The organism is Sporosarcina koreensis (genome assembly GCF_000826145.2).
In the GTDB taxonomy this organism is placed as follows: domain Bacteria; phylum Bacillota; class Bacilli; order Bacillales_A; family Planococcaceae; genus Sporosarcina; species Sporosarcina trichiuri.
On the sequence record NZ_LN651336.1, the window covers coordinates 238,498 to 265,448 of the forward strand.

Below are 26,951 nucleotides of genomic sequence, written 5' to 3' on the forward strand. Positions count from 1 at the left end.
TCTATTGGATCAGCTGCCGAACAGCCGGTCGATCCAGAATCGGCGGACGACCGTGCCGTCGTCTTCCGTGAAACTTTCGTCTTCGGCTCCGCCATTGTTCAAAATGACTTTCGCAGAGCCCTCGTTGTCCGAGTTGCATGTCACAAGGACACGCTGGATGCCGAGGGCGTCCGTCTTCTTCAATGCTTCCGCAAGCATGCGGGTCGCATACCCTTTCTTCCTCTCGGACGGCCGCACGCCATAGCCGACATGGCCGCCTACCTGCAGCATATGCTCGTCCAGTTCATGACGGATGTCGATCATCCCGACGATCCGTCTGTCGTCATCGATATAGAAGCAGCTTGTGCTCGGCAGCCATCTGCCTGCTCCCGACTCCCGGAATGCCAAGTGCTGTAAATAGTCTTCATAGGATACATCCGCTTGAAGCTGGAAGATGCTCGGTGTCATCCGTGCATCGTCCCACTCGTTCATATAAGCTTCGTGTTCTTCCTTCCATTCCATGGACGGTCTGACAAGCTGCATAGTTTCTCCCCCTGCTCTTTTCATTACCTGTTTTTTCAGTTCTTTCCCTACAGTGTACCATGTACTTCCGTCCTTCCTGTATAGTTCCATACACTTTCATCCATCCTGACAGCAGGAGGTGATGAACACATGGGCAGCAAAAACAATCCGAAGACGATGAATGAACGGACCCATAATCCTTTTGATGCGTATCAGAACAAAGACTTGGATGCCACGGCTTCCAACAGCAACAATCCGCTCGATAACGCGGACACGGAATTCGCTCCTGAGTTCGACGCGAAAGTGAAGAACAAGAACAACAAGACCAATCATGACAAAACCCAGCAATCGAACAAAAATTGACGGATCCTGAAGGCTGCCATTACCGGACAGACTTCTTTATTCGCGCACACATGCCTCAGTCTCATTTCAGGGAAGCAGGACTTTAGACTCGAACTGGCGATAATCGAATCTTTCTTTCTCCCAGCACTGTACACTTACTATGTACAGTTGGGGAAGGAGAATCTCATTGAATCCATTATTATCGATTTGGGGACGTCCGACAGAGACCATCCATTATGTATTAGCACATAAAAAACTCACTTACAGTTTACTGATCCTGGCGCTTGCAGCCGTCACGACTGCACCGTTTTCCGCCATGCAGTTCCTGTTCATGGAGGATTTTCCGATAGCAGGGGTGCTGTTCATCGCCTATTTCGGAGTGTTGGTGTCGACGGCGGCGGGCTGGTTCATCGGTGCCGGGCTGTATACATGGGTGGGCAAGTGGCTGGGCGGGAAAGGCACTTACAAGGAGATGCTCGCCATCATACCGCTCGGGTCACTGCCCATTGTATGGGCGCTGCCGTTTTCCGTGCTGCTCGTCATCTGTTTCATCATCATCCGGCTGAACGACTCGGCATTTGCCGCTTCCTTCGTGGTCGCCGCCGTGTTCCTCGGTCCGCTCCTCATGTTCGTCTTCATCGGGCTTTCGATCTACGGCATGGTCATCTTGTCAAAAGGAATCGGGATCGTCCATCGCTTCTCTGCCTGGAAAGGGTTCGGTACTATCGCGATTATACTCGGTTTTTTCATGGTCCTGTATATCATCTTCATGATTTCCCTGATCATGATCATATTCCCGGCCACCACCTGACGATCGAAAAAGCATCCGCAGAAAGAAGCGGATGCTTTTTATATGTGACAGTCCCCCGGCCCACCCTCGCGGCCGATGCAAATCAGTGCACGGTAGTGACAATGACAGTCTACTTGTACGGTTGTGACAGTACTGGGCATCAGCTGTCTGCGGTTTAAGCCGCAAAGCAGGCCCCGCTGCTTTTCGTAAATCCAGCTTTCCCTGCTGGCGGGTCCGCACTCGCCTTTGACATCGGCTGCTACCGACTGTTGTTCGTCATTGCTGAAGGTCGATCGTCCAGTTCATCCCCTGGATCTGCGTATCCATTTCCCGGAATGCTTTCGACAGCTGATCGGCCTGCTTCTGGAGCGCCCTCACATCGACCGTGCTGACGATCCGGATTTCCGACTGACTGTAGCGGTCGATGTGCTGGGAGGCCTCTTCCACCACTTTCGCCAGCAGCTGCCGCTGATCGTACAGCTGATCGCGTTCCGTCAGGGCATCGGCAAGCGTCCGTTCTCCGTCATACCGGACTTGGCAGTTCGTCCGATTGATGCGCTTGATGAGGCCGGTCAGCGCCTGCCGGATCTCCGCCAGTTCCGCCAGCATCGCTGATGGGTCTTCGGCTGGCTCGTCGCCTTCCTGCACTCTCAGATTCATATGGATCCGTTTTTTCAGCTGCTCGATCCGTTTCTGGTAATCCGCACGCTCAATGAGCGCTTCCGCCAATTTCATGGTATCTGCCTCCCTCTCGCAGTCCTGCTGTTCAGGTATTTCAACATACTCCTTGTATTCTCCTCTTTCTTTCCGGTCAAACACGTCACCAGAGAGGCTCTTTGTCGGGATCATCGAGCTGCAGGTCGACATAATAAGGAATCAATACAGTCATGAAGATGAAGTACAGCCCGAGGAATACCAGCGTTCCATACAAACTGGCGTCAAACAGATTGGATACCGGAATCAGCAGCGGGATGAACAGATTGAACAGAGCTGTCTTCCACCGCGATTTCTTCGTCTGGTAATTGGCTGTGCCACAATGTGGGCAGTCCACTTTTTTCCCTCTCCAAAATTTCTTCAATGCCAGCCTGCGGCTCCATACTGTCCCGCAATTCGGACAGACCGGCAGTCCTTGCCTCTGCTTCTTCAGGTTCCATTTCAGAAGTGCATACACACTTACGAATAGGAGCACGAGCAAGACAGTCTTGACAGAATCATAGCCGAGCAGCTGAATAAGCTGTTCCGTGGTACTCCCGGCAGCTTGATGGGATTTCGGAGATGAGGGAGACTGCAGGCCGATTCCTGCCAGCACAACCGCCAGAAGGATGGCTGCCACGAGGACTGTCCGATAGCGCCAGACATAAGAGACCCGCTTTTTGGGCGCCTCCTCCTTTACGCGCCGGATCATCCGCTTCCGGTCATCGTCCGAGAAAGTGATTGTCTCCAATTGCTCCTTGAGCCGCTGTTCAATCGAATCCATGCGAGAATCCCTCCTGTTGTTCCAGTTTGTCTTTCAGCTGACGGCGTGCCCGCTGCAGCCGTGTCCGCACGGTCGCTTCCGGGCAGTCCAGGATCTCAGCGATTTCAACAGTCGACCAATCGTCATAGTAATACAGCGCAAGCACTTCACGATACTGTGTTTTCAAAGCAAGCAATGCACTCAGCACATCCTGGGAAACTTCTTTATCCATAGTAATTGTTTCCGGACTGCGCTGCCTTCCTAAGCTCACCAGACGATCCGTCAGTATCATCCGTGTATGAGCAAAGCTCCGCAGGTGATCGTGGCTGCGGTTCACTGTCATGCGCACGAGGTACGTTTTCAGCGAACTGCCGTTCCGGAACTGATCCCCATGCTGATAAAATCGGATGAAGACATCCTGTACGATATCTTCTGCGGTATTCTGGTTCTTCACGTACACAAAGGCGACGCGAAGCAAATAATCACTATATTCCCCGATCACCTGTTCAATCGTGCTGCTGTCCAAGCCGTGATCACCTGCCTTCTGTTCTATAGACGGAAGCCATTGCGTTTCCGATTCACTTTCCAGCAAAAAAACCTGCAGCTCCCGATATCTTCAGGAGCTGCAGGCCGATCATCAAGAACACGACGCAGCAGCCATTCCAGTATCACGCTGCTGAATCAGTATATTTTTTTCTGTATCCAGTTTGAATTCGATCCCCCGGTCATCGAGGCAGTTGATCAGGTAATCTCTCGAGATATCATTCACATTCTTGTGATCCCCGTAGATGATCCATTCATTGTTTTCATCCGCACAGGCGCCAAGTGCCAGTATTGCCGCAAGGCACAGTATAGGAAAGACGAGCGTTTTCCTTTTTTGCATCCCTATCATTCTCCTTTTTGCAGGATCTCTCGAATCTCCTGCGCTGCGGAGCCGGCTTCCTGTTATCCATTTCAGTATAAGGAATGAATGGAATAAAATCCATATGAATTTCCGAACGCACAACCCGGTAATATCCCCGCAATCACGGGCTCCGGTGAATCAGGCATTTCCCTTATAGGAATTCGAAGTAGAACGGCGTACGATAATAGGTGAGAAACATTATCAATCATCTTCTAGGAGGCAACTTACATGTCAACCATCACACTTGGCCACCACGTCTCTGATATTGTCACGGCAATTCCCCAAAGCGCGGACCTGTTCCGCAGCCTGCAGATCGATTACTGCTGCGGTGGTAAGATTCCTCTGCAGGAGGCGGCTGTCCAGCGCGGTCTCGAACCGGAAGAGGTCCTCGCTCGAGTCCGGCAGATCGGCGATAAGCAGGAATACCGGCAGCAGCTGGAGCCTTCGTCGTTCGGTGAAAAGACATTGATCGCCTACATCCAGGAGAAATACCATGCCGGCCTGCGCGAAGAGCTGCCGCTCCTCGCTCCTTACATCACGAAAGTTGCACGCGTACATGGGGAACATCACCCCCACTTGCTGCGTGTCCAAGAAATCTTCAAACTGCTGCGCGCAGAACTGATCGATCATACGGATGACGAGGACGAAAATGTCTTCCCGCTCATTCTGGATTATATGCAAGAGCCGACTCCTGCCAAAAAAGAACACCTTAAGCCGCATGTCACCGAATTGGAGAATGAGCACGACAATGCCGGCCGTCTTCTTCACGAGTTGCGGGAGATCACCGATAACTTCACCCCGCCTGCTGAAGCGTGTGGAACCTACCGCCTGGTCTATGCGCGGCTTGAGCAGTTCGAGAAGGAAACGTTTGAACATGTCCACTTGGAGAACAATGTCCTGTTCGACCGTGTCCGTGCAGCCATCTGAAAAGACTGCAGCCCGCTGAAATCCGGGCTGCAGTCTTTTCACTTATCACTTCCGTCCCGCATACTGGATGACACAGGATAATCCGTTATGGCCGGTCCCTTCGTGGCGCTCGACTTCCTTCTGTTCGAGCCGGAGGGTTTCCCACTCCCTGAACACGTCGAAGTCGGCCAGGCTGTACAGGTAGTCCTCTTCTTTCGGCCCGCCTGTTCCATATGCCAGCTGCTCTTTTGCATACACTTCCGTGATGAAGAGTCCGCCCGGTTTCACTGCAGTCCGGACACCTTCCAGCACACGCGCCCGCAGCTCCGGCGGGAAGTGGCCGAAGACACAGATGACTGCATCGTACTGGTTTTCCGGCCATGCCGCTTCGGCCAGGTCTTTCAGTTCCGTCGCCAGCTGCACGCCGTTCTCCTTTGCAAGCTGCTGTGCCTTAGCGAGTCCGGATTCCGCGAAATCCCAGATCGTGACCTGGTTGCCATGTCCTGCAAGATAGACAGCATTGCGGCCTTCCCCTTCAGCAATTGCCAGGATGTCCGGTCCCGGGTTATACAATTTCGCCGCTTCCCGGATGAACTCATTCGGCTCTTTGCCGAAGACGTATTCGTCTGTGTCAAAACGCGTCTGCCATTTATTCATGCGCTCACTGCCTTTCTTCTGGAGAAACTCTGTCCGCAGTCATCTTGCCGTTTTTTCCTTCAATTGCGAGAAACAGCTTGCCATAGTACTCATCCACGCGATCGACTGTAATTTCGACCTTGCGGATCAAGCCGAGTGTGTCACGGTTCAGCTGGCAGCCGTCACAGACCCTGCTCCACATCGGGTTCAGCCAGTCCTGGAGTTTCCGCAGGACCGGCTGCCGGAGCCGGACGTGTTCGAAAAACAGGAGTTTGGCACCCTGCCGGCTGACGCGCTGTATCTCCCGTAGGGCTTTTTCAGGGTCCGGAATCGTACAGAATACGAGCGTCGCGACGACCGTGTCGAACGTGTCATCCGGAAATGGCAGCTTCTCGGCAGGTGCCGCAGACAGCCGGATCGGCACACGGGCGTCTTGCAGCTTCTTCTCAGCCCGCGCGGCCATTGAAGGATTGGGTTCAATCGCATCAACCGATACGGCACTTCTATAGAAAGGGAAATTCACGCCTGTCCCGTATCCGATTTCAAGTACCCGTCCGGCAGCTCCTGTTACGAGTTGTTTCCGTATCCGTTTGAATTCCCCTTCTTCCAGCGGTTTCATCGCTGTGTCGTAGATTGCCGGAAACCATGTCCCCATCCAGCCTCTCTCCTTTTCCTATGCCTGCCTTACGATCCTTGACGTTCATGGATATCGTACCATGGAAAGCACAGAATAAGCGGTTCATACGGTTTTCGCATGAAGTTCCCGCCTGCCGACGAACCGGATGATCATCTCCGCGACAATCAGGCTGTAGACGAAGTGGCTGGCTGTCCAGTAAGCCCAGGCAATCGGATCATCTGCAGCCGGCGGCAGATCCGTCAGCAGTGTAAGGAAGTACAAAATCCCGCTGCCGATCGTATAGACAGCGATGTAAGGCCACAGTGTATATTCCATTCCGAAAACTTTCAATATGTAATACAGACCAACGACACTGGCAATGCAGAATACAAAATGGAAAGCAAGGCCGAATCCGGGCACATCCTGGAAGACATGGATGATTGGCCAGTAATCGACGTTGTAGAGCAGGACATATGCTTGACTGCCAGTCAGTTCATATATGAGCTGCATAAGCGCTGCGAGTACCGCCCCGCTGACGATGCCGATACCGGTCAGTTGTAGAATTCGTTTCATCGAAGACTCCCTTTCTGCTGTGGTTTGGTAATCTATTCCCCGTCCGTCTGCATCGGTAAACGGAGGTCCATCTGTTTTCCGGCATTGCTCGCTTGCCATCTGGCCTTACTTGTGATATAGTAGGGAATAGAAAAATTTTAAATAAGGCCGATCTGTATAACCTCGATAATATGGTTCGAGGGTCTCTACCAGGAACCGTCAAATCCTGATTACAAATTTCTATTTGTAATCGGGATTTTTTTATTTTCAGAAAACAGACCGGTCCTTGCCTTAGGAGGAGATTAATTGGATTTTCGTGTACTTCTATTAGCCATCTCCGCGATCACAGTCGGATTGGTGGAGCTTGTGGTCGGCGGTATCTTACCGACCATTGCAGATGATCTGGACATCTCGATTGCAACCGCCGGGCAGCTCATTACGATTTTTGCGCTCGTCTATGCAATCGCTGGACCCGTCCTGCTGTCACTCACTGCAAAATTTGAACGCAAAAAGTTATTCATCATCACCCTGTCCATCTTTTTCGCCGGCAACGTCATGACCGTCCTCAGTCCAAACTTTGCGCTCATGATGACTGCCCGTGTGATCACTGCCGCCAGTGCCGCACTCGTCATCGTATTGGCGCTGACGATCACAGCCCGCATCGCGCATCCGAGCAAACGGGCGAAAGCGCTTGGCTATATCTATATGGGGGTCAGCTCCTCGCTCGTACTCGGCGTACCGATCGGTATCGTCATTACAAATGCATTCGGCTGGAGAACGGTCTTTATCGGCATCGCCGTCCTTACGATCGGCTCGATCCTGCTGATCAGCAAGTTCTTTGAGAAGATCCCTGCGGGTGAAGTGCAGCCGCTGTCCGAGCAGCTGAAAGCGCTGGCCAATAAGAAAATCATCTTTGCGCATCTTGCGACGATGTTCATGCTTGCCGGGCATTATACCGTGTATGCCTACTTCACACCGTTCCTGGAGACGACGATGCATCTTGCCCCATCCTGGATCAGTGTCTTCTACTTCCTATTCGGCATCGCGGCAGTCGGCGGCGGTGCGTTCGGCGGCAGCCTTGCGTCACGTCTCGGCTCGAAGAAGAGCATCCTGATCATCCTTGCCGCTTTTTCTGTCAGTCTGTTCATACTGCCGGTCTCTACGAGTTTCATGCCGGTCTTCATCGTCGTCATGATGGCATGGGGAGCGTTGAGCTGGGCGCTCGCACCAGCGCAGCAGGATTACATCATCCAGACCGATCCGGCATCCTCGGATATCCATCAGAGTTTCAATAACTCGGCGCTGCAGGTCGGCATTGCACTCGGCTCCGGTATCGGCGGGATCGCCTTCAGCCATACCGGCAGTGTGACCAGCATGCCGGCGGTCGGGGGATCGATTGTCATCATCGCCTTCGTCTGTGCCGCCATTTCCCTTTCGATGGCAGTCCGGACACGTCGATCCCGTCAAAACCCCCTTCCCCATGCGAATGAAAGATTGCATTGAAAAAACGTGCCGCCCCGGCAGAACAGGGGCGGCACGTTTTTTCGTTATCTCCTCGATATACAGAGTCCTTCCCACTCAGATTTTTAACTTAAACTAAAAAACCTAATCTTTCTAACATCTCACCTGTGACATTCATAGTTATATTATCACTTACCGACTCTGCGATAAAAGCAATCTGCTCATCCCAACTCCCATATTAAGAACCTTTTTTGACGACACAGTTTCGCCATTGTATTTTCAATTAAGCCGTTCTATGATGGGTATCGCACAAACGTTCTTCCTCATTTAATCCATAAATATTTAGTTAATACATTATTTTAAATATTTTAGGATTAAAATAGACAAAGACAAGCAGTTCACTATTTTACTCGGGAGGAGTACTGATATGAAAAAGAAGCGGATTGCATTTCTGCTCGTTGCCCTGACGGCTGCTTTGCTTGCCGGATGTGACAACCCACTGCTCATATTCGACCCGAAAGGTCCGCAAGCCCGGACTCTTTCCAACACAATTCTGTTTTCGATCGTTATCATGGCGGGAATTTTGCTCGTCGTCTACGTACTCTACACAGTCGTCCTGCTTAAGTATCGCGCCTCCAAGCTGGATGACTCGTACGAACCGCCTCATGAAGAAGGCAACAAGTGGCTCGAAATCATCTGGACAGCGATCCCTGTGGTCATTGTCATCATCCTGTCTGTAGTGACAGTCTCGACAACAAGCACAGTGGAACAAAAGTCGAAAGTGTATGCCGATCAGAAACCATTAGTGATCTACGCATCGTCTTCGAACTGGAAATGGCATTTCAGCTATCCGGAGGAAGGAATCGAGACGGTCAACTATGTGAATTTCCCGGCGAATCGCCCAATCGAGTTCCGTCTCTATTCTTACGGACCGATTACAAGCTTCTGGATTCCGCAACTCGCGGGTCAGAAATACGCAATGAGCGACATGGTGACAAAAATCCATATGTCGGCTGATGTACCCGGCTCGTTCATGGGGAAAAACTCCAACTTCAGCGGGGAAGGTTTCGCCAAGATGGAATTCGAAGCTCAGTCACTGACAGACGAAGATTACAAGGAATGGGTCGCCGATGTAAAAGCGACTGCTCCTGCACTTACAGAGAAAGAGTTCGACAGTCTGCTCGCAGCCGAACATGTCGGACGGAAAACGTATTCTACAACCCACCTGTCATTCCGTCCTGCACCTGAAGGCGAACATAGCGGACACCATCATGGATCAGCCGATAATGATGGCCAGAGCGACATGGATATGGACATGGATATGGAGGGACAGCATGATGCTCATTAAGGAAAATTGCTGCATGTACGTCCCCTACGGAATGCCAGCTGACGAAAGGAGCACAACACGATGAAATGGGACGAATTTTTCGTAACCGGAGAGCCGATGATCTACGCAGCAATGGTAAGTATTGTCGTCGTTTCACTCGCGATTCCGATTGCGCTCACCTACTTTAAAAAGTGGAACTGGCTGTGGACCAACTGGCTCACCACTGTCGACCATAAAAAAATCGGTGTCATGTATATTCTCGCCGCCCTCCTCATGCTCTTCCGCGGAGGCGTCGATGCTCTGCTCATGCGGGCCCAGACAGCAGTTCCGGACAACGGACTGCTCGACGGTCAGCATTACAACGAAATCTTCACCACACACGGGGTCATCATGATCCTCTTCATGGCGATGCCGTTCATCATCGGGCTGATGAACGTGGTCATCCCTTTGCAGATCGGTGCCCGTGACGTCGCCTTCCCGCGGCTGAACGCCGTCAGCTTCTGGCTGTTCTTCGCCGGAGCCATGCTCTTCAACATATCGTTCGTCATCGGGGGATCGCCTGATGCAGGCTGGTCTGCGTACTTCCCGCTGGCAAGCCTCGAGTTCAGTCCGACGGTAGGAAACAACTATTACTCCATCGCCCTGCAGATTGCCGGGATCGGTACGCTATTGACAGGTATCAACTTCCTCGTGACCATCCTGAAAATGCGCGCTCCGGGAATGACGCTCATGAAGATGCCGATGTTCACTTGGTCGGTACTGATCACAAACGTGATCATCGTCTTCGCATTCCCTGTCCTGACGGTTGCACTTGCACTGATGACACTCGACCGCCAGTTCGGAACACAGTTCTTCGCCATGCAGAACGGCGGGATGGACATGCTCTGGGCCAACCTGTTCTGGGTATGGGGTCATCCTGAAGTATATATCGTCGTACTGCCGGCATTCGGGATCTACAGCGAGATCATCTCAGCGTTCGCACGTAAGAATCTGTACGGCTATAAGTCGATGGTCGTCAGTATGGTAGCGATCTCCCTGCTGTCGTTCGTCGTATGGGCCCACCACTTCTACACAATGGGTCACGGCGTCATGGTCAACAGCGTCTTCTCCATCACGACGATGGCGATCGCCGTACCGACCGGTGTCAAGATATTCAACTGGCTGTTCACCCTCCGGAAAGGGAAAATCAGCTTTACGACGCCGATGCTCTATTCTCTGGCGTTCATCCCGATTTTCACAATCGGCGGTGTGACGGGCGTCATGCTCGCCATGGCCAGTGCCGATTATCAATATCATAATACGATGTTCCTGGTCGCCCACTTCCACTATGTGCTGATCCCGGGTACCGTGTTCGCGGTCATCGCAGGATTCCACTACTGGTTTCCGAAAGTGTTCGGCTTCCGTCTCAACGAAAAACTGGGGAAATCGGCGTTCTGGTTCATCATCATCAGTTTCAATGTCACGTTCTTCCCGCTCTTCCTGCTGGGTCTGAACGGTATGACTCGCCGGATGTACACCTATTCGGAGAGCACAGGGTACGGTGCGCTTAACATGCTGTCTATGGTGGGAGCTGTCGGTCTGACGATCGGATTCATCCTCCTGGTGTACAACATTTACTGGAGCACCCGTTACATGCCGCGCGACACGGACGGAGATCCTTGGGACGCACGCTCGCTTGAATGGAGTACGCACAGTCCTGTACCGGAGTACAACTTTGCGGTCATCCCGAAAGTCAACCGTCTGGATGCTTACTGGTTTGCGAAAAAAGAAGGCAAACCACTGGCGGATACGGCTTACGAACCGATCCATATGCCGAATAACAGCGGGATGCCGGTTATCATGGGGGCCATCTTCTTCTTCTGGGGCTTCTTCATGGTTTTCAGCTGGTGGATTCCTGCCATCATCACCGGATTGGTCATCATCGCACTGATGGCACACCGATCATTCGAAAAAGATCACGGACACTACATTTCTGTTGAAGAAATTGAACGGACAGAAAATGCATATCGAGGTGAACGACATGAAAATTGACCACACAGTGCCGATGGAATACAGTACCGATGAGAACAAGATGAAGATCCTCGGATTCTGGATCTTCCTCGGGGCGGAAATCGCCCTGTTCTCCACCTTGTTCGCCGTATATTTCACGCTGCAGAGCAATACGAATGTCGGCCCTTCCGCAACCGATCTGTTCCATCTCAGCCCGGTCATGATCGAAACGGTCCTCCTGCTGTCCAGCAGTTTCACGATCGGACTTGCCATTCATGCCATGCGGCTCGGCCTGAAAAAGCCGATGCTGACATTTTTCGGGATCACCCTTCTGCTGGGTGCCTGCTTCCTCGGCGTGGAAGTGTACGAATTCGTCACCTATGTCAGTGAAGGGGCGACGATTCAGACGAGCGGCTTCCTGTCCGCCCTGTTCACCCTTCTCGGCACACACGGACTGCACGTCACGTTCGGTCTGCTCTGGGGCGGCGCGATCATTGTACAGATCGCCAAACGCGGCTTCACACCGGAAACAGCGAACAAATCCTTCATCTTCTCGCTGTACTGGCACTTCCTGGACGTGGTCTGGATTTTCATCTTCAGCTTCGTCTACCTGAAAGGACTGATGGGATGATGAAACAGTTATTTCCCGCCCAGCATGTCATGGGCTTCCTGTTTTCGCTTCTACTGTCCCTCATCGCGCTCGTCGCTGTTCTGTTCGACCTGTCCTTTGCGGCCGGCATGACGATCCTCGTCGTGACGGCTCTTGTTCAGGCCGGACTCCAGCTGTTCCTGTTCATGCACGTGAAAGAGAATGCAGAAAGCAAAACGCTGTATATGAATATCATCTATGCGCTGTTCGTCGGACTGGTCACCATCTTCGGCACCCTGTTCGCGATGCAGTGGGGATATATGGTGAAATGATCCTCCTGTTCGGCAGGCGGCATATGTACTCACAAGCGCCTATTTCCTTCAATTGGAAATAGGCGCTTGTTTTCTTCTACTATCTTGGAGTAACTGTCCCGGTAGTTATTCTGCACATCGGCGATCGGACGGTTCACCGGCAGCTCCCCTCAGAATCACTGGCAGCTTGTGTACAATAAGGAATTTCGGTAGACTGTAATCTATTACGTTGGCTGGTGGCAGTCCATTCAGCCCATGGAGGTGTATATCGTTGGAGAATCCGTTGCGATTGTCTGATACCGCACGCACTCATGCAAAGCCCGGAAACGGAAAGGCGATACTTTGCATGGGGCTGACCGATCTGCTTTATCGCTAATCTGCTTTTTAAAAGCCCGGCTTTGCTCCCTTATTCCATTACGCTAATAAGGAGCGAGCGAACGTGAACTATGTAAACGCAAAAAAAGTACTGCCGGAGGAACTGCTAGCAGCCATTCAGCAACATATCCAAGGAGAAACGCTGTACATTCCGAAACAACGCGGGGAACGGTTGCGCTGGGGAACCGCCTCCGGCAGCCGGCACACGCTGGATGAACGGAACCGCGAAATTCGGAGACAATTCACGGAAGGTGAACGGATCGGCGACTTGGCGGCCGCCTATCACCTGTCTGCTGACACCATCAAGAAGATCGTCTATACGAGTAAGTAAACGATGAAAACCCCTGCGCAGCCGTCAGACGGTCTTGCGCCAGGGGTTTTGTGCACTAAACAGTTCCTACTTGTTTTCCCGCTAGCCTCCCTGCCGCGGCTCGGGTACACTTACATCAGAAATAACATAGAGGAGCAGTTCCAATGACAGAGAAATTCATCCGAAACGAACAATATAATTACATCAGCAAACAGGTGGCCGCTATGCGCCAAAGCACGAAACCACACTTGACGCCCGCTGTCAGGAATTCAATCATCGCATTGTCCGCGGACCGGATCTTATCCTGCATCCCCGGACTGACGGCGGAACAAGAGAGATTGCTGGACTTCACCCCATACAAGACGATTGAAGAATACGACCATGGCCTATCCCGCCTGGCTGCGTATCGTCTTCCATTCCCCGAAGTCACCGATCCGCAGTTGAAGAAATTATTTCCGAAACGCAAAAAGTTGAAACTGCCGGACCTGACGGAATTTGATTTGGAACAGACGACCTACCTGGGCTGGAACGACAGCCGGTCGAACCGAAAGTATTTGCTGTATATCCTCGATGGCAGGCTTGAGGGTCTCGAGTGCAGCTATTCCCCGAATATCCTGCATAACACGTGTTCCATCTGCCATCAGCAAGGGCCTGTCACGCTGGTTACGACCGTGACGAAAGAGCGCAAGGCGAACAATCCCGACTATTACCGGACGATCGGCAACTTCATCTGTACCGACAGCATTGCATGCAACCGGGCGATCACAAGTACGGATTACTTGGAAAGACTGTTCAAAGAGGCTCTCCATCGTTAATAAAAGGGTGCGCTGTGCGCAGTACAGTTATGCCCCTTGTGGTGACGGCTCTCGTCCAGGCAGGTCTATAACTGTTCCTGTTCATGCACGTGAAAGAGAATGCAGAAAGCAAAACGCTGTATATGAATATCCTCTATGCGCTGTTCGTCGGCCTGGTCACCATCTTCGGCACCTTGTTCGCGATGCAGTGGGGCTATATGTAAGGTAATTCCTCTGACCCGTGCCCGGTTTACACACTCACAAGCGGCCATTTCCACCTAACGGAGATGGCCGCTTGTTTTCTGTTCAAAAACAGTATCAGCTGCTATCCGGCCGCAGAAACGGATAACAAAAATTGTTTTTTTTAATCATCGATATAATAGAGGACAAAAAAGAAATTGAGGTGATCGCTTGAAAGACTATTTATCCTTGACGGATCACGTCTACAATTACATCGTCGAACAGATCAACAGCGGTTCCCTGACCGCTGGACAGAAAATCAATGAAAGCGCCAACATCCTTTGCACGAGCTGAACTAACTGCAGGAGGTCCTTTTTCATGAACGAACACAACTTGGAGCTGGCTGTCCAGCTTCGGCACGAGCTCCATGCCCATCCGGAACTGTCCAACGAAGAGACATGGACGAAACAGCATCTTATGTCCTTTTTGAAAACGCATACAACCAATCTGGAATTGATCGACCGCGGCAATTGGTTCTATGCGGCATACCGTTCCGGTGACGGTAAGCCGAACATCGCATTCCGGGCGGATTTCGACGCTCTTCCAATGGATGAAGTCATCGACCTGCCTTGGGCATCCGAATATCCGGGTAAAGCCCATAAATGCGGCCATGACGGGCATTCCTCCACCCTGGCAGCGTTTGCACTTGAAATCGACCAGAACGGTGCGGACCAGAACGTTTTCTTCCTGTTCCAGCCCGCTGAAGAGACCGGTGACGGCGCCATTCAATGTGTGGATCTTATTGAAGATGAGCAGATAGATGAAATCTATGCTTATCACAATATGAGCGGCCTCCCATTCAAGACGGTTGTAGTAAAAGACGGGACGATGATGTGCGCATCCAAAGGGATGACCATCCAACTCGCTGGGTCCCCGGCGCATGCAAGCCAGCCGGAGAACGGGCAGAACCCGGCACTGGCAATCGCCAATATTATCCGGTCCATAGAAGACTTTACGTCACCTGAACAGAACGAAGGACTTGTACTCTGCACAGTTGTACAGATCGATGCCGGCGAGAAGGCGTTCGGCATGTCCGCTTCCAAGGGGACGCTCCGAATGACGATCCGTGCGCTGTATGAAAAGGAACTCGACCGTCTGCAGAGCAACCTGGAAGATTGTGCAAACCACCAGGCGGAAGAGCATGGACTTGCGGTGTCATTCGAATACCAGGACGAATTCCCGGAAACGGCGAATGCCAAAGAGTGCTCGGACAAATTCCGGGAAAGCGCCAAGGCCGGGGGGCTGGAAATCCTTGAGCTGCCGGAAGCCTACAGAGGTTCCGAAGACTTCGGCCATCTGTCCAAACGAACGAAAGGCGCCTATTGCTTCGTCGGCAATGGGGAGGAGTATCCGAATGTCCATACGAGCGAATATGACTTCCGTGACAAATTGATCGAGACCGGTGTCCAGCTGTTCAAAGGGGTACTTGCACAATAACCGATCTATCAAAAAGGGTTTTGGGGAAAAGAGATGTCACAGCCAAAGAAAGAGCGGAAAGGGTTCAACTTCCCGCACGTCTATATTATGTTCCTGCTTGTCATGCTGCTTGTCGTCGTCCTGTCTTGGGTTGTGCCGAGCGGGCAATATGAGCGGACGACGGATCCGGAGACCGGTGTCCAGACACTGAACACGGATGTCTTCCATTATGTGGATCAGCAGAAGCCGATCGGTTTCCTCGACTTTTTCACCGCACTCCACAATGGGGTGGTACAGTCTGCGGATATCATCGTCATGCTGCTGTTCGCAAGCGGCGCGCTGTATCTTCTGGAGAAATCAGGAGCAATCGCGGCCGGCATCCACAAGCTGCTGAGAGTCGCACAGGGCAAAGAAAAACTGATCATCGTCGCTTTGCTTACTGTATTCGCGGTCATGGGGACGATCGGCTTCGGGGAAGGCGGCATCCCGTTCATCCCGCTCGCCATGGCAGTCGTCATGGGAATGGGCTATGACCGGATCACCGCGTTTGCAACCTCCACAGTCGGTCTTGCCTTCGGCTTCACGGCAGGTGCGGTCAACTTCTATACAACAGGGGTCAGCCAGTCGATTGTCGGACTGCCGATCTACTCAGGTCTGCTGTTCCGTATTATCGCCCTTGTCATCTTCTTCGCCATCTCAGTCATCTACATACTGCGGTATGCCAACAAGACGAAAATCCATCCTGACAAAAGCATCGTCGCGGATGAGTATGCGGTACAACTGGAGGAGGCAAAATCGGCTGAATTCGAAGAAGAGCCGTTCACCCTCCCCCGCAAGATTGCGCTCCTCGGCCTCATCGGTGTCCTTGTCGGCAGTGCATACGGGGCTATCAAACTCGGCTGGGCGATGCCTGAACTATCTGCAGTCTATGCCATCTATGCGCTGTTCCTCGTCATCATCCTGAGGATGAAGCCGAGTGAAGCAGCAGCCGACTTCGGTATCGGGGCTTCACGACTGCTGCCGACCGCACTTGCCATCGGGTTCGCCCGATCGGTCATGATCTTCATGACCCAGGCTGAAATCATCGATACAGCAGTCCATGCACTCGCAGGCCTGCTGAGCAATACAGGCTCGATCATCACGTTGCTCGCCCTGTTCCTGGTCGTCATCTTCTTCAATTTCTTCGTCGTCTCAGGAAGCGGGAAAGCGGTCATTCTCATGCCGATCATGGGGCCACTGGGGAAAATACTGGGCATAAACCAGCAAGTCATGGTTCTTGTCTACCAATTCGGGGACGGGTTCACGAACTACTTGTGGCCCACATCGGGGGCCTGATGGCTGCGCTCGGCATGTCGAATGTGAACTACGCTGACTGGGTCAAGTTCTCGTGGAAATTGTTCCTCATCCTGCACTTTGCGGCGTTCCTCCTGATTGTGATCGCGCAGTACATCGGACTCGGACCAAGCTAACAGAACAAAAGGAGAGATCGATATGTCTTCAATTTTCAAAGAAATTACACAATTAGAAGGTCAGATCATCAAAGACCGGCGCCATCTTCACCAGCATCCCGAATTAGGCTTCGACCTGCCGAACACCCGGGACTATGTCCAGAATCGGCTCGATGATCTCGGCATTGCATACAGACAATGCGGCACTCTGCCGGAGGAAATCCGTCAGAAATTTGCCCGGGCCGGGTTCCCGGAACAGACCGACTGCACCGGTATCTTGGCGGAAATCGGAAGCGGCTCGCCGTGCATCCTGCTCCGCGCCGATATGGATGCACTGCCGATCGAGGAAGAGACGGACTCGGCTTTCAAGTCGGCGGCTGCCGGCAAGATGCATGCGTGCGGTCATGATTCCCATACGGCGATGCTCCTTGGAGCGGCGGCTGTCCTGAAAGAAAGGGAGTCCGAACTGCAGGGGACCGTCAAACTGTTCTTCCAGCCGGGAGAAGAGTGGGGCTACGGCTCCAAGCTGGTGATCGACGACAGAGCGCTCGAGAACCCGAAAGTGGACGCGGCGTTCGGCATCCACATCATGCCCGACCAGGAGGCCGGCACGCTGTCCGTCACCAAAGGGACGATCACCCAGGCAATGGATACGTATATCGTGGACATCCAGGGCAACGGCGGGCACAGTTCCCAGCCGCATAAGACGGTCGATGCCAACATGATCATGACCCAGCTTTACACAAGCCTGAACCTGCTGCTTACGCGTGAGGCCGATCCGAAGCAGAACGTCACGTTCTCCGTCGGCTCCATGAGTGGCGGAACTGTCACGAATGTCATTCCGGACAAGGCGGTCTTGAGCGGCAATATGCGCAGCTTCGATCAGACAACGCGCGATCATCTGTGCCAGCGGATCCCTGAAATGATCGACCATACCGTTAAAGCTTGGCGTGGCACTTATACGATCACCGATTTCCACACGCCGACCACCTACAATGACCCTGCGTTTGTCGATTCGATCAGCGGCTCGCTTGCGGATGTCATGGGAGAGGGAAATATCGTCGACCTCGGAGCTATTAATGGGTCTGAAGATTTTCCATACATTTCACAGGCGGTCCCTTCGGCGTTCGTCATCCTGGGGACCGGGAAAGAAGGCAATCCGCCTGTCCACAATCCGCGCATGAGCCAGGATGAAAGCATCTTCAAATACGGGGCCGCCCTGCACGCACAAGTCGCTATCGACTGGCTTCGTTCCCAGAACGTCTGATATGACAAGAAAGCACCGTGTCCAAAACCGGACACGGTGCTTTCTTGTTGTGAGGGAACCATTCACCCGAACGCTCTGTTCAGTATTAGACGCCTGCCTCTGTCTTTTTCCGCACAGCATGTTTCTACTGGGATAGAGCCCCTCCTGAAACAGGAAGAGCGGCTTGTCTAAGTATCAGGTTATTGCCACAACTCAGTCAAGGAGCCTGTTATTGCTGTCCGTCTCACGAGGTACGCTGCCGTCGCTGCCGGTACGTCTCCCGAGATACCCGTTCCCTTCACAAATCGAGCATCCATACTGCCAGCCTTCATCGTCCGCCAGCAGCCCGGTTCCTTCACATGCTTTACATGTCATCTCACGGTCGATCATTCGTCCATCCTCCTTATGCCTCGATTTTGTTCTGACGCGCTTTCGCCCAGTTGATCATCCCGCCTTCCAGCATGACGTCGATCTGCCGGCCGGACAGCGCATGCTCAACACGGATTTTGCGGCTGCTTCCTTGGATGCTCACCGTGAATGGCTTGCCTGATTTGACATTTTCCCTCACGTCCGTCATCAGCAGTACATCTCCGTCACTCAGGAGGTCGTAATCCGCCGGGTCACTGAAAGTGAGCGGCAGGACACCAAAGTTAACTAGGTTCTGCCAGTGGATGCGGGCAAAGTCTTTGGCCAGCGCCACCCTCAACCCGAGATAGCGGGGGGCCAGCGCAGCATGTTCACGGCTCGACCCTTGTCCATAGTTGTACCCGGCAATAATCGTATGACCATTCGGTGTCCCTTTGGCACGGGAATAATAAGTGCGATCCACGTTTTCAAATGTGAACTTGCTGATTTCCGGCAAGTTGCTCCGGAACGGCAGCACCCGGGCACCGCCTGCCAGGATTTCGTCGGTGGAAATATTGTCACCCATCTTGAGCAATACGGGGAGTTCCATGTAATCATGCAGAGGATCCATGTCCGGAATCAGCGCGATATTCGGGCCTTTGTAGAGTTCTACATTCCGCGCTTCCTCGTAAGGCAGAGGCTCTGACAGCAGTTTGGTGTCCACTGTCGGCTCTTCCGGATCCTTGACCCGCGGATATGGCATGTCAAGGGTCCGCGGGTCTGTGATCACCCCGGTCAGGACAGACGCCGCAGCGGTTTCAGGACTGCAGAGAAAGACACTGTCCTCCAGTGTCCCGGAACGTCCCGGGAAATTGCGCGGGGTTGTCCGCAAGCTGTTGCGCCCTGTAGCAGGTGCCTGTCCCATGCCGATACAGCCGTTGCAGCCTGCCTGATGCAGCCGGGCGTCCGCCTGCAGAAGCGAAGCGATATGCCCTTCCTTCACCAGATCCGTCAGCAGCTGCCGGGATGTAGGGTTGATATCAAAGGATACGCCTTCTTTCGCACGCTTCCCTTTGACGATTTCAGCGACGACTGCAAAATCGCGATACCCCGGATTGGCGGAAGATCCGATGTATGACTGGTAGATCGGTGTCCCCGCGACTTCCGTCACCGGCACGACATTCCCGGGACTGGACGGTTTCGCAACCAGGGGCTCCAATGCCGACAGATCGATCTCTTCGTACAGATCGTACTCTGCTCCTTCATCCGCCTTCAATTCTGTCCAGTCCTGTTCACGGCCCTGTGTCTTGAGGAAATGCCGGATTTCCTCATCAGACGGGAACACTGTCGCTGTTGCACCGAGCTCCGCCCCCATGTTGGCGATGACGTGGCGGTCCATGGCACTCAGATGTTCGAGTCCAGGGCCGTAATATTCAATGATCTTGCCCACGCCGCCTTTCACGCCATGGCGCCGGAGCATCTCCAGGATCACATCCTTCGCACTCACCCAATCCGGCAGCTGTCCGGACAGACGGACTCCCCATATTTGCGGCATCTTGATGTATATCGGATTGCCTGCAATCGCCAGCGCCACGTCGAGACCGCCGGCTCCCATCGCAAGCATCCCCATGCAGCCATTCGCGCACGTATGGCTGTCCGAGCCAAGCAGTGTTTTCCCAGGCACAGCAAGTCTCTGCATATGGACGGGATGGCTGACCCCATTTCCAGGTCTGCTGTAATAGAGTCCGAAGCGCTGTGTAGCACTTTGCAGGAACAGGTGATCATCCGCATTCTTGTTGTCGACCTGGATGACATTGTGATCCACATATTGTGCGGACGCTTCCGTCTGTGCTCGTTTGACACCCATCGCTTCCAGTTCCAGCATGACCATCGTCCCGGTGGCATCCTGCGTCAGTGTCTGGTCGATCTTCAGACCGATTTCACTGCCGGGTGTCATCTCTCCCGACACTAAATGATTTTCAATCAGTTTCTGTGTGACGTTCAACGGCATTTCGCGTCCTCCCTTTTCTGTTCTTTACAGGAAAACAGGGCAGGCAAGTGCAATTCACAATTGCCTGCCCTGTCAGGGTCAGTTCACACTCATTTCCGGTTCCAGAAGCGCTGCTGTGCAATCGCTTCGACGAACTGGTCCGTGAATGCCCCGCTGTCCTTCGCATAGACAACGCCTTCCATGTTGTTCATCTCACTCATTGCGACGTACTGTTCAGCTCCTGCTGCAACTCCGATCGGCTTCTTGTGCGAGTAGTGCACTCGGACATAATCCATGACATCGGAGTCGAATTTCATCTGCATCGGTGATTTGCCTCCGACCACATAGATGGCATCATAGAGAGCAGGGTGGACGGCGATGAATGATTTGAGCACTTCCAGTTCGGTTCCGTCGTCCGCTTTCAGCATACCCTGTTTTTCGGAAATAGTTTCAAACAGGATGCCGTTTTCCATGAAAGCTTCCAGTGTTTTTTTCACTTCTCTTCCATTGAAGCCTTCTCCAACAAGGACTCCCACTTTCATGGTCTTGGCAGAGTGCGGTGAATTCAGCTGGCTCAGTGAAGCATATTGGGTATCCACGTCGACGTTCTTGGTTTTGGGCGGTTCCACCCCGATATTCCCAGCGATCAAGGTGGCCATTTCCGTATCGACATTCGCCCAGAATTCAACGTTCCGCTGACGCAATTGTTTGTCTTTGACCGCTCCGATGTGGAAACTGAACGATTCCACTAAATCCTGTTTTTCAGGTATGGACAGGCTGTTCCAGAAGATCCTTGCCTGTGAATAATAATCCTGGAATGAATCACTCGGGTGCTCCCGTGTCACATGGCCTTCGACCTTCCCTGGGTAATTCTCGTACCCGCCTTCTTCCGGCGCTGTTTCCGACGGTGTGTTATCCGCCAGTGAATTGTTATGGTAGTGGACGGTGTCCGTTTCGATATCATACTTCGAGTAGCTGTCCCGGAAGTTGTTCTGCACATCGGCGATCGGACGGTTCACCGGCAATTCCTCGTAGTTTGCAGTGTTCTGTCGGTAGAGTTCCGTATCCCGATAGGCGAATGAACGCCCCTGGAGAACCGGATCATTCGAGAATTCAATACCCGGCACAAGGTTGCTCGGATTGAAGGCGGACTGTTCTTCTTCCGCAAAGAAATTATCCATCAGGCGGTTCAGTGTCATTTTGCCGACAAACTTCGGCGGAATGAGCTCTTCCGGCCATAATTTCGTATCATCCAGAATATCGAAATCATACTTGAATTCGTCCTCCTCAGCGATCATCTGGACACCGAGTTCGTATTCAGGATACGCCCCGTTCTCGATTGCCTGGACGATGTCGCGCCGATGGAAATCGGGATCCACGCCGCCGATCGCATTGGCTTCATCCAGCATGAGGGAATGGACACCGAGGATCGGTTTCCAGACGAGCCGGAAGAATGTCGACTCGCCCTCCTTATTCACGAACCGGAACGTATTGATGGGATAGCCTTCCATCATCCGCCAGCTTCTCGGTCTGCCGCGCATGGACATCAGCCACATCACCATATGGGCGGCCTCCGGGTTGTTCACGACATAATCCCAAAAGCTATCATGAGCCACCGTCGCCTGCGGCATATGCGTTTTCGGATTCGGTTTCGCCGCATGTGTCACATCCATGAATTTCATGGCGTCCGCGAGCAGGAACACAGGGAACTGGAGGGCCAGCGAGTCGTAGTTCCCTTCCTCCGTATAAAATTTCACTGCGAAGCCGCGGATATCCACGGCAGTGTCCTTCGATCCCCTGTTGCCGACGAAGTTCGAGAAACGGACGAATACAGGCGTCTTCTTCCCTTTCCCCTGCAGGAATTTCGCCATCGTATAGTCTTCCATCGACTCGTACAGTTCAAAGTCGCCATAGACGCCGAATCCGCGTGCATGGACGACCTTTTCAGGAATCCGTTCCCGGTTGAAATGGGACTGCTTCTTATAGAAGTGGAAGTCCTGCATCAGCAGCGGACCCCGCTTCCCTGCACGAAGAGTCTTCTGGTCGTTCGCAGTCTTCATGCCGCTTTCGTCGGTCATCGGTTTGTCCGGTCCGGTATTCTGTTTCCGGTACTGTTCCAGCTGTTTGTCCTTGGCATCCATACCATTGTTGTCTTGTTTCGCCATTGCTACTCATCCTCCTGTAAGTTGATAGACTTCCGTACAACTGATGCTTATCCAACGGCCATTAGAAACGTTTTCCAACAGTAATCGATTACCTGTTTCCCTCAAACTATTTCGGATAAACAAATAAATTCAAAGTGTATAACTGCTTTAAAAGACATTACTATTTCATCAGCAGACCGGCAGCGGCTGTTGAACGAACGGCAAACAGGCACATGCCTGGATGCCTGGATGCATGTGCCTGTGATGTGTTTTGATAAGAAATGAAGAAACTATCGCAGCACGTTATCATCTGCGGAGCCGGCAGTGTCGCCCAGCAAGTGTATAAGCAATTGACTGCGGGGGAAAACGACGTAGATATTCTGTTCATCAGCGAGAAAGGCGATGAACTTTCCGAAATCCTGGGGGATGATGTCCTGCGGCTGATTGCGGACCCGGCAGACAACCGGATTCTTCAGAAGGCACGTCTGACTGAAGCCAGGGCACTGATCGCTGCAATGGAGGAAGACTCGCAGAATGTATTCATCACATTGGCAGCGAAATCCCTGAACGGATCGATCGAAGTATCGGCAATCGCTGCACAAGAGGATTCCGGAGAAATATTGAGAAGAGCCGGAGCGGATCACATTATCATCCCATCCGTCATCGGCGGACGGGAAGCGGCAATGTCCGTGCTGTGCCCTTCTGGTGCCGAATATATCAGCGAACTGCTGCAGACGGCATCCGACGCATTCAGTATCGGGGAACTGCCGGTCAATGAATATCCCTATTTAAAAGGGAAAACATTGGAGAAGCTGCAACTTCATGACCAAGACCAGGTCATCCCGGCTGCCGTCTCACGGGAAGGCCGTCTCGTCAGCAATCCAGGGAATTCGTTCCATCTGCAGACAGAAGACGTCCTGCTCGTCCTCGGGAAACAGGAAGATATCAGGAATCTTCAGGAAAAACTGCTGGCAGCGGACAGACACTGACAGACAAGCCTCCTGTCCCGAAAACGGGCAGGAGGCTTGTCTGTTGCTCAGGATATTTTGCAGCAGATCACTCTGCTGGATGATCGTTTTCCCCGCCTGGTCTTCTGATTGCAATCCCGGCATAGCCGGCCAAAAGCAGACCGCCAGCTATGAACACTGTCAGGATGGCTGCCAGCTGATGTGCCGGATGCAGAATGAACGGAAGGAAACCGACCATTGTCACGATCGCAGTATGACTGATGACTGCAGCGGCCAAGTACCGCCAGTCCCACCGACGGATGCACTGCAGCATGAGTACAGAGAGTCCGATCTGCATCATCACGATACTCAGCTGTTCGACGGATGCGGCTGCATAGACATCCGGATGATGCGGAATGGACGGACTGATAAGAGCACCAACTGCTGGCACCCCGACCAGCAGCAGGGCTTCCGCACTTCCCTGTCCTGTGCCGAAGAAGACGGCCGACTGCCATGTCTTCCGTTTCAGCAGGAGGAACATCACCAAAAAACGCAGCAATTCTCCCGCAGCGGCACCTGCTGATCCTATGAGGACCGAGAAGACGGCAGGGTGCCGCATCTGCCAGATCTCCAGCATGCGGCTCCGGCCGAGTAGATGATCGGGCAGATGCAGACGGATCACCAGCAGTCCAAGTACATATGTCGAAACACCAAGCAGAAAGACCGGAGCTCTCCTTCTTCCTATAGATATGCCGAACAGGATGAACGGCAGGACGATGCTTATGATGATCGCTCCGGGCATATCTGCCATCCCCCTTCCAATGACGCTTTTCGTCAGCTGTTATTGTAGCGTATGTCGTCATCCGCTTGCAGAGGAGACGCATTATGCGCATGTTCCTGCTCGGCCCGCACTTCACCCGATCCACAAGTTCCGCCACGCCGCCCAGTTGCATTCCGGATTGCCATCCTATATACTGAGCAATATACAAAGGAAACTAATTCAGTTTAAAAAGTTTACGCACAAGGGGGCTGCCGGATGAGAGAGCGGATCATGAGAGGGTTTTTGGAAGAAGTGCAGGAGACGAGCATGAAATTCACGATGGACGATCTGGCGAAACGGCTGGGGATCAGCAAGCGCACGCTCTATGAGCATTTTTCATCCAAAGGGGAGATCCTCGATGCGATCATCGATACGACGCTCCGTGAGTTCGATGAGAAGACCGCCGCCATTCTCGCAGATGACTCCCTTCCTTTATTGGAGAAAATCCGAAGCGCCATCACCGTTGTGCCGACATATAACGAATTTTACACGAGACAGATTCTCGAGCAGATGAAAAAATCGTTCCCCGACCAATGGCGCCGGGTCGATGCTGCCCTCAATGAGTGGGATGAAGTCGAAGAACTCATCCGTCAGGGGATGGCGGAGGGGCTGATCGCCGATCGGAATGTCCCCCTTCTCATGAAGCTGATCATTGAAGCTGCGAATGCAACATTGGATAAAAACTTCTTCTTGCGGAATCATATTTCCTCACAGGAAGCGCTCGAGGAAATCGTCGATGTCCTCTTATACGGCATTGCCCGCCAGCCGGACCGCTGAAAAACCGTTGTGCACGCACGGTTTTTCATTTGGCCTTTTTAAACTATAAAAACAAAAACAGTTTCCTCGTTTTACAACTACTTTGAAAGAGAGATGGAATTATGAGGTACGCAATACCGCACGCAATGATCCGGCTTGAAGGGGGTGAGCGCTGTGCAGACATCTTCGGTTCAGCTGAATGACTTGGATACCGCGCCAGTCGGCCGGATCTTCCTCCGTTATCTCATCCCCTCGATGATCGGGATGCTGCTGATGGCCGTCAATATCGTAGCCGACGGGACCATGGTCGGCAACCGGCTTGGTGCAGCGGCGCTCGCCGGCGTCGGTATTGCAGCGCCCGTCTATTCCATATTCGTTGCGGTCTCTTTATGGATCGGCATCGGCGCAGCAACGAAGTATTCCGCTGCAATGGGCGCCAAGGAATTGATGGAAGGCCGCCGTATTTTCAGCCATGCACTCGTATCGATCATCCTGATCACGATCATCATCGGAGTCATAGCCTATTCAGCCCGGACACCGCTCGCCTATCTCCTCGGGGCGAATGCAGAGACCCTGCCGTTCGTCAGTGACTACTTGTATGTCATACTGATTTTCGGGGTCATTCTGACTGTTGAGAATATGCTCAGCATCTTCATCCGCAATGACGGCGGTCCGACACTTGCAATGAGCGCTCTTATTGCAACGTCGGTGCTCAACATCGTGCTGAACTACCTGTTCCTATTCGTCTATGATTTCGGGGTTCAGGGTGCAGCATTTGCGACCATCCTCGCTTCTGCCTTAGGCATCCTGATCATGTCCCTCCATTTCTTCAAAAAGACCAACAACCTCAAATGGAGACGATTCACATTCGACCGCCGGCTGTTTGCAGCCATCGTCCTGATCGGTTTCCCATGTTTCCTGTCGGAAGTCGGCATCTCGGTATTCACGATCTCCCATAATATCGCGTTTGAACGGACTGCAGGAACGGACGGGGTCGCCGCCTTCGCCATCCTGAATTACGTCCATAATGTGCTGCTCATGCTGTTCCTCGGACTCGGCAGTGCCGTGCAGCCGCTCATCAGCTATTACCGGGGCGCTAAAAACAATAAGCGGATCCGCAAGACGATGCAGCTGGCGATGGGCACTGCCCTCGGATTGGGAATTGCTGCTCTCCTGGCGGGTCAGTTCGCTGCAGGCACGCTCGTCTCGCTGTTCGGCGACTTCAGTCCGGCCGTCCGCAGTCTGGCCGTTTCAGGCATCCACCTGTTCTTCCTTGCCTACCTGTTCACCGGCATGAATTTCGTGATGATGACATATTACCAATCAACCGGGAATGTCCGGATGGCGACCTGGATCACGGCATCACGTGAAATCCTCATCATGCTGCTGTTCCTCGCCATCCTGCCGCCACTGTTGGGCGTCACTGGCATCTGGCTGGCCATTCCGGCATCCGAGTTCGTTGTATTCCTCGGTGTCTGGCTGGTCCAGCGGAAAGCTGCAAGTCCAGTGACAACCTAATGAAACCCCCTCCGGTTCACCAGTCCGGAGGGGGTTTTCGCTTACAAATCCCTTTTCTGCAGGAAAGAGGAATGAGTAATGATTGAAAGGAAAGCGCAGAGAAATCGTAAGTTTCCCTTACGCAACTTTTGTTTCCTTCGTGCAACTTTACCTCACCTGCCCCGTACTGTCAACCGGAACGGTCACCGCTATTCAATTGTTCCAAGTTACCTGTTTACACCC

28 protein-coding genes, 1 pseudogene and 1 riboswitch are annotated in these 26,951 nt (G+C 52.8%); of the genes and pseudogenes, 17 read left to right on the forward strand and 12 right to left on the reverse strand.

The window, feature by feature from the left end:
- Positions 1-9: 9 nt before the first annotated feature.
- The gene (locus tag BN1190_RS04920) at positions 10-522 is read right to left on the reverse strand and encodes a GNAT family N-acetyltransferase (RefSeq protein ID WP_040285879.1); all 513 of its coding nucleotides are present in this window, start codon (positions 520-522) and stop codon (positions 10-12) included.
- A 129-nt stretch (positions 523-651) separates the two neighbouring features.
- Between BN1190_RS04920 and BN1190_RS04925 the strand changes: the two genes are divergently transcribed.
- Entirely contained in the window at positions 652-864 is a 213-nt protein-coding gene (locus tag BN1190_RS04925) for a hypothetical protein (protein WP_040285880.1), read from the forward strand.
- Between the two features lie 166 nt (positions 865-1,030).
- Complete coding sequence (locus BN1190_RS04930) at positions 1,031-1,654, forward strand: Yip1 family protein (RefSeq protein ID WP_040285881.1); 624 nt, start codon at positions 1,031-1,033, stop codon at positions 1,652-1,654.
- Positions 1,655-1,909: 255 nt separating this feature from the next.
- On the opposite strand, the gene BN1190_RS04935 is transcribed toward BN1190_RS04930, so the two are convergent.
- The 4 genes from BN1190_RS04935 to BN1190_RS04950 all read right to left on the reverse strand — a co-directional run bounded on the left by BN1190_RS04935 (position 1,910) and on the right by BN1190_RS04950 (position 3,972).
- Positions 1,910-2,368 carry a DIP1984 family protein gene (locus BN1190_RS04935; protein ID WP_040285882.1) on the reverse strand — a complete coding sequence of 153 codons (459 nt, stop codon included), beginning with the start codon at positions 2,366-2,368 and terminating at the stop codon, positions 1,910-1,912.
- A gap of 85 nt (positions 2,369-2,453) precedes the next feature.
- Positions 2,454-3,110: a TIGR04104 family putative zinc finger protein gene (locus tag BN1190_RS04940; RefSeq protein WP_052461693.1), complete on the reverse strand. Its 657-nt coding sequence runs from the start codon at positions 3,108-3,110 to the stop codon at positions 2,454-2,456.
- Positions 3,097-3,615: an RNA polymerase sigma factor gene (locus BN1190_RS04945; RefSeq protein ID WP_244898675.1), complete on the reverse strand. Its 519-nt coding sequence runs from the start codon at positions 3,613-3,615 to the stop codon at positions 3,097-3,099. Before BN1190_RS04945 ends, BN1190_RS04940 begins: the two co-directional genes overlap by 14 nt.
- A 111-nt stretch (positions 3,616-3,726) precedes the next feature.
- Entirely contained in the window at positions 3,727-3,972 is a 246-nt protein-coding gene (locus tag BN1190_RS04950) for a hypothetical protein (RefSeq protein ID WP_040285883.1), read from the reverse strand.
- Between the two features lie 249 nt (positions 3,973-4,221).
- Between BN1190_RS04950 and ric the strand changes: the two genes are divergently transcribed.
- On the forward strand, positions 4,222-4,920 hold the full coding sequence (gene ric / locus BN1190_RS04955; RefSeq protein WP_040285884.1) for an iron-sulfur cluster repair di-iron protein: 699 nt from the start codon (positions 4,222-4,224) through the stop codon (positions 4,918-4,920).
- A gap of 45 nt (positions 4,921-4,965) precedes the next feature.
- On the opposite strand, the gene BN1190_RS04960 is transcribed toward ric, so the two are convergent.
- The 3 genes from BN1190_RS04960 to BN1190_RS04970 form a co-directional block, all read right to left on the reverse strand.
- Positions 4,966-5,556, reverse strand: coding sequence for a class I SAM-dependent methyltransferase (locus BN1190_RS04960; RefSeq protein WP_040285885.1), 591 nt, complete (start codon positions 5,554-5,556; stop codon positions 4,966-4,968).
- Between the two features lie 4 nt (positions 5,557-5,560).
- Positions 5,561-6,190 (reverse strand): class I SAM-dependent methyltransferase, encoded by a 630-nt coding sequence (locus tag BN1190_RS04965; protein ID WP_052461694.1) that lies wholly within the window; start codon positions 6,188-6,190, stop codon positions 5,561-5,563.
- Positions 6,191-6,274: 84 nt separating this feature from the next.
- Complete coding sequence (locus tag BN1190_RS04970) at positions 6,275-6,724, reverse strand: hypothetical protein (protein WP_040285886.1); 450 nt, start codon at positions 6,722-6,724, stop codon at positions 6,275-6,277.
- A gap of 132 nt (positions 6,725-6,856) precedes the next feature.
- Positions 6,857-6,956, forward strand: a riboswitch (purine riboswitch).
- Positions 6,957-7,009: 53 nt separating this feature from the next.
- On the opposite strand from BN1190_RS04970, the gene BN1190_RS04975 reads away from it, so the two are divergent.
- From BN1190_RS04975 to BN1190_RS05025, 11 genes and pseudogenes are all read left to right on the forward strand, one after another.
- The gene (locus tag BN1190_RS04975) at positions 7,010-8,206 is read left to right on the forward strand and encodes an MFS transporter (RefSeq protein WP_052461695.1); all 1,197 of its coding nucleotides are present in this window, start codon (positions 7,010-7,012) and stop codon (positions 8,204-8,206) included.
- A 385-nt stretch (positions 8,207-8,591) separates the two neighbouring features.
- The gene (qoxA, locus tag BN1190_RS04980; protein ID WP_040285887.1) at positions 8,592-9,512 is read left to right on the forward strand and encodes a cytochrome aa3 quinol oxidase subunit II; all 921 of its coding nucleotides are present in this window, start codon (positions 8,592-8,594) and stop codon (positions 9,510-9,512) included.
- A 60-nt stretch (positions 9,513-9,572) separates the two neighbouring features.
- The gene (qoxB, locus tag BN1190_RS04985; RefSeq protein ID WP_040285888.1) at positions 9,573-11,522 is read left to right on the forward strand and encodes a cytochrome aa3 quinol oxidase subunit I; all 1,950 of its coding nucleotides are present in this window, start codon (positions 9,573-9,575) and stop codon (positions 11,520-11,522) included.
- A complete protein-coding gene (qoxC, locus tag BN1190_RS04990; protein ID WP_040285889.1) occupies positions 11,512-12,111 on the forward strand; it encodes a cytochrome aa3 quinol oxidase subunit III in 600 nt (199 codons plus the stop codon). The genes qoxB and qoxC overlap by 11 nt, the downstream gene beginning before the upstream one ends.
- Positions 12,111-12,401, forward strand: coding sequence for a cytochrome aa3 quinol oxidase subunit IV (gene qoxD / locus BN1190_RS04995; protein ID WP_040286024.1), 291 nt, complete (start codon positions 12,111-12,113; stop codon positions 12,399-12,401). Before qoxC ends, qoxD begins: the two co-directional genes overlap by 1 nt.
- A 418-nt stretch (positions 12,402-12,819) precedes the next feature.
- Positions 12,820-13,086: a CD3324 family protein gene (locus BN1190_RS05000; RefSeq protein ID WP_040285890.1), complete on the forward strand. Its 267-nt coding sequence runs from the start codon at positions 12,820-12,822 to the stop codon at positions 13,084-13,086.
- A gap of 143 nt (positions 13,087-13,229) precedes the next feature.
- Positions 13,230-13,880 carry a FusB/FusC family EF-G-binding protein gene (locus BN1190_RS05005; protein ID WP_040285891.1) on the forward strand — a complete coding sequence of 217 codons (651 nt, stop codon included), beginning with the start codon at positions 13,230-13,232 and terminating at the stop codon, positions 13,878-13,880.
- Between the two features lie 390 nt (positions 13,881-14,270).
- On the forward strand, positions 14,271-14,393 hold the full coding sequence (locus BN1190_RS15290; RefSeq protein WP_276327485.1) for a hypothetical protein: 123 nt from the start codon (positions 14,271-14,273) through the stop codon (positions 14,391-14,393).
- Positions 14,394-14,417: 24 nt separating this feature from the next.
- Complete coding sequence (locus BN1190_RS05015) at positions 14,418-15,536, forward strand: M20 metallopeptidase family protein (RefSeq protein WP_040285892.1); 1,119 nt, start codon at positions 14,418-14,420, stop codon at positions 15,534-15,536.
- A 102-nt stretch (positions 15,537-15,638) separates the two neighbouring features.
- A pseudogene (locus tag BN1190_RS05020) lies at positions 15,639-16,984 on the forward strand (YfcC family protein).
- Positions 16,985-17,006: 22 nt separating this feature from the next.
- Complete coding sequence (locus tag BN1190_RS05025; protein ID WP_040285894.1) at positions 17,007-18,230, forward strand: M20 metallopeptidase family protein; 1,224 nt, start codon at positions 17,007-17,009, stop codon at positions 18,228-18,230.
- Between the two features lie 192 nt (positions 18,231-18,422).
- Here BN1190_RS05025 and BN1190_RS15000 read toward each other — a convergent pair whose 3' ends face one another.
- The 3 genes from BN1190_RS15000 to BN1190_RS05035 all read right to left on the reverse strand — a co-directional run bounded on the left by BN1190_RS15000 (position 18,423) and on the right by BN1190_RS05035 (position 22,709).
- Complete coding sequence (locus tag BN1190_RS15000; RefSeq protein ID WP_179860751.1) at positions 18,423-18,599, reverse strand: hypothetical protein; 177 nt, start codon at positions 18,597-18,599, stop codon at positions 18,423-18,425.
- Positions 18,600-18,612: 13 nt separating this feature from the next.
- The gene (locus tag BN1190_RS05030; protein ID WP_040285895.1) at positions 18,613-20,565 is read right to left on the reverse strand and encodes an aconitate hydratase; all 1,953 of its coding nucleotides are present in this window, start codon (positions 20,563-20,565) and stop codon (positions 18,613-18,615) included.
- Positions 20,566-20,654: 89 nt separating this feature from the next.
- Complete coding sequence (locus BN1190_RS05035) at positions 20,655-22,709, reverse strand: catalase (protein WP_040285896.1); 2,055 nt, start codon at positions 22,707-22,709, stop codon at positions 20,655-20,657.
- 260 nt (positions 22,710-22,969) lie between these two features.
- On the opposite strand from BN1190_RS05035, the gene BN1190_RS05040 reads away from it, so the two are divergent.
- Positions 22,970-23,677: a potassium channel family protein gene (locus tag BN1190_RS05040; protein WP_052461696.1), complete on the forward strand. Its 708-nt coding sequence runs from the start codon at positions 22,970-22,972 to the stop codon at positions 23,675-23,677.
- Positions 23,678-23,744: 67 nt separating this feature from the next.
- Here the strand turns inward: BN1190_RS05040 and BN1190_RS05045 are convergent, their stop codons facing one another.
- A complete protein-coding gene (locus BN1190_RS05045; RefSeq protein ID WP_082023270.1) occupies positions 23,745-24,446 on the reverse strand; it encodes a YhfC family glutamic-type intramembrane protease in 702 nt (233 codons plus the stop codon).
- A gap of 225 nt (positions 24,447-24,671) precedes the next feature.
- Between BN1190_RS05045 and BN1190_RS05050 the strand changes: the two genes are divergently transcribed.
- Both BN1190_RS05050 and BN1190_RS05055 read left to right on the forward strand, forming a co-directional pair.
- Positions 24,672-25,232, forward strand: coding sequence for a TetR/AcrR family transcriptional regulator (locus BN1190_RS05050; protein WP_040285898.1), 561 nt, complete (start codon positions 24,672-24,674; stop codon positions 25,230-25,232).
- Positions 25,233-25,385: 153 nt separating this feature from the next.
- Positions 25,386-26,729: an MATE family efflux transporter gene (locus BN1190_RS05055; RefSeq protein ID WP_244898676.1), complete on the forward strand. Its 1,344-nt coding sequence runs from the start codon at positions 25,386-25,388 to the stop codon at positions 26,727-26,729.
- Positions 26,730-26,951: the final 222 nt, after the last annotated feature.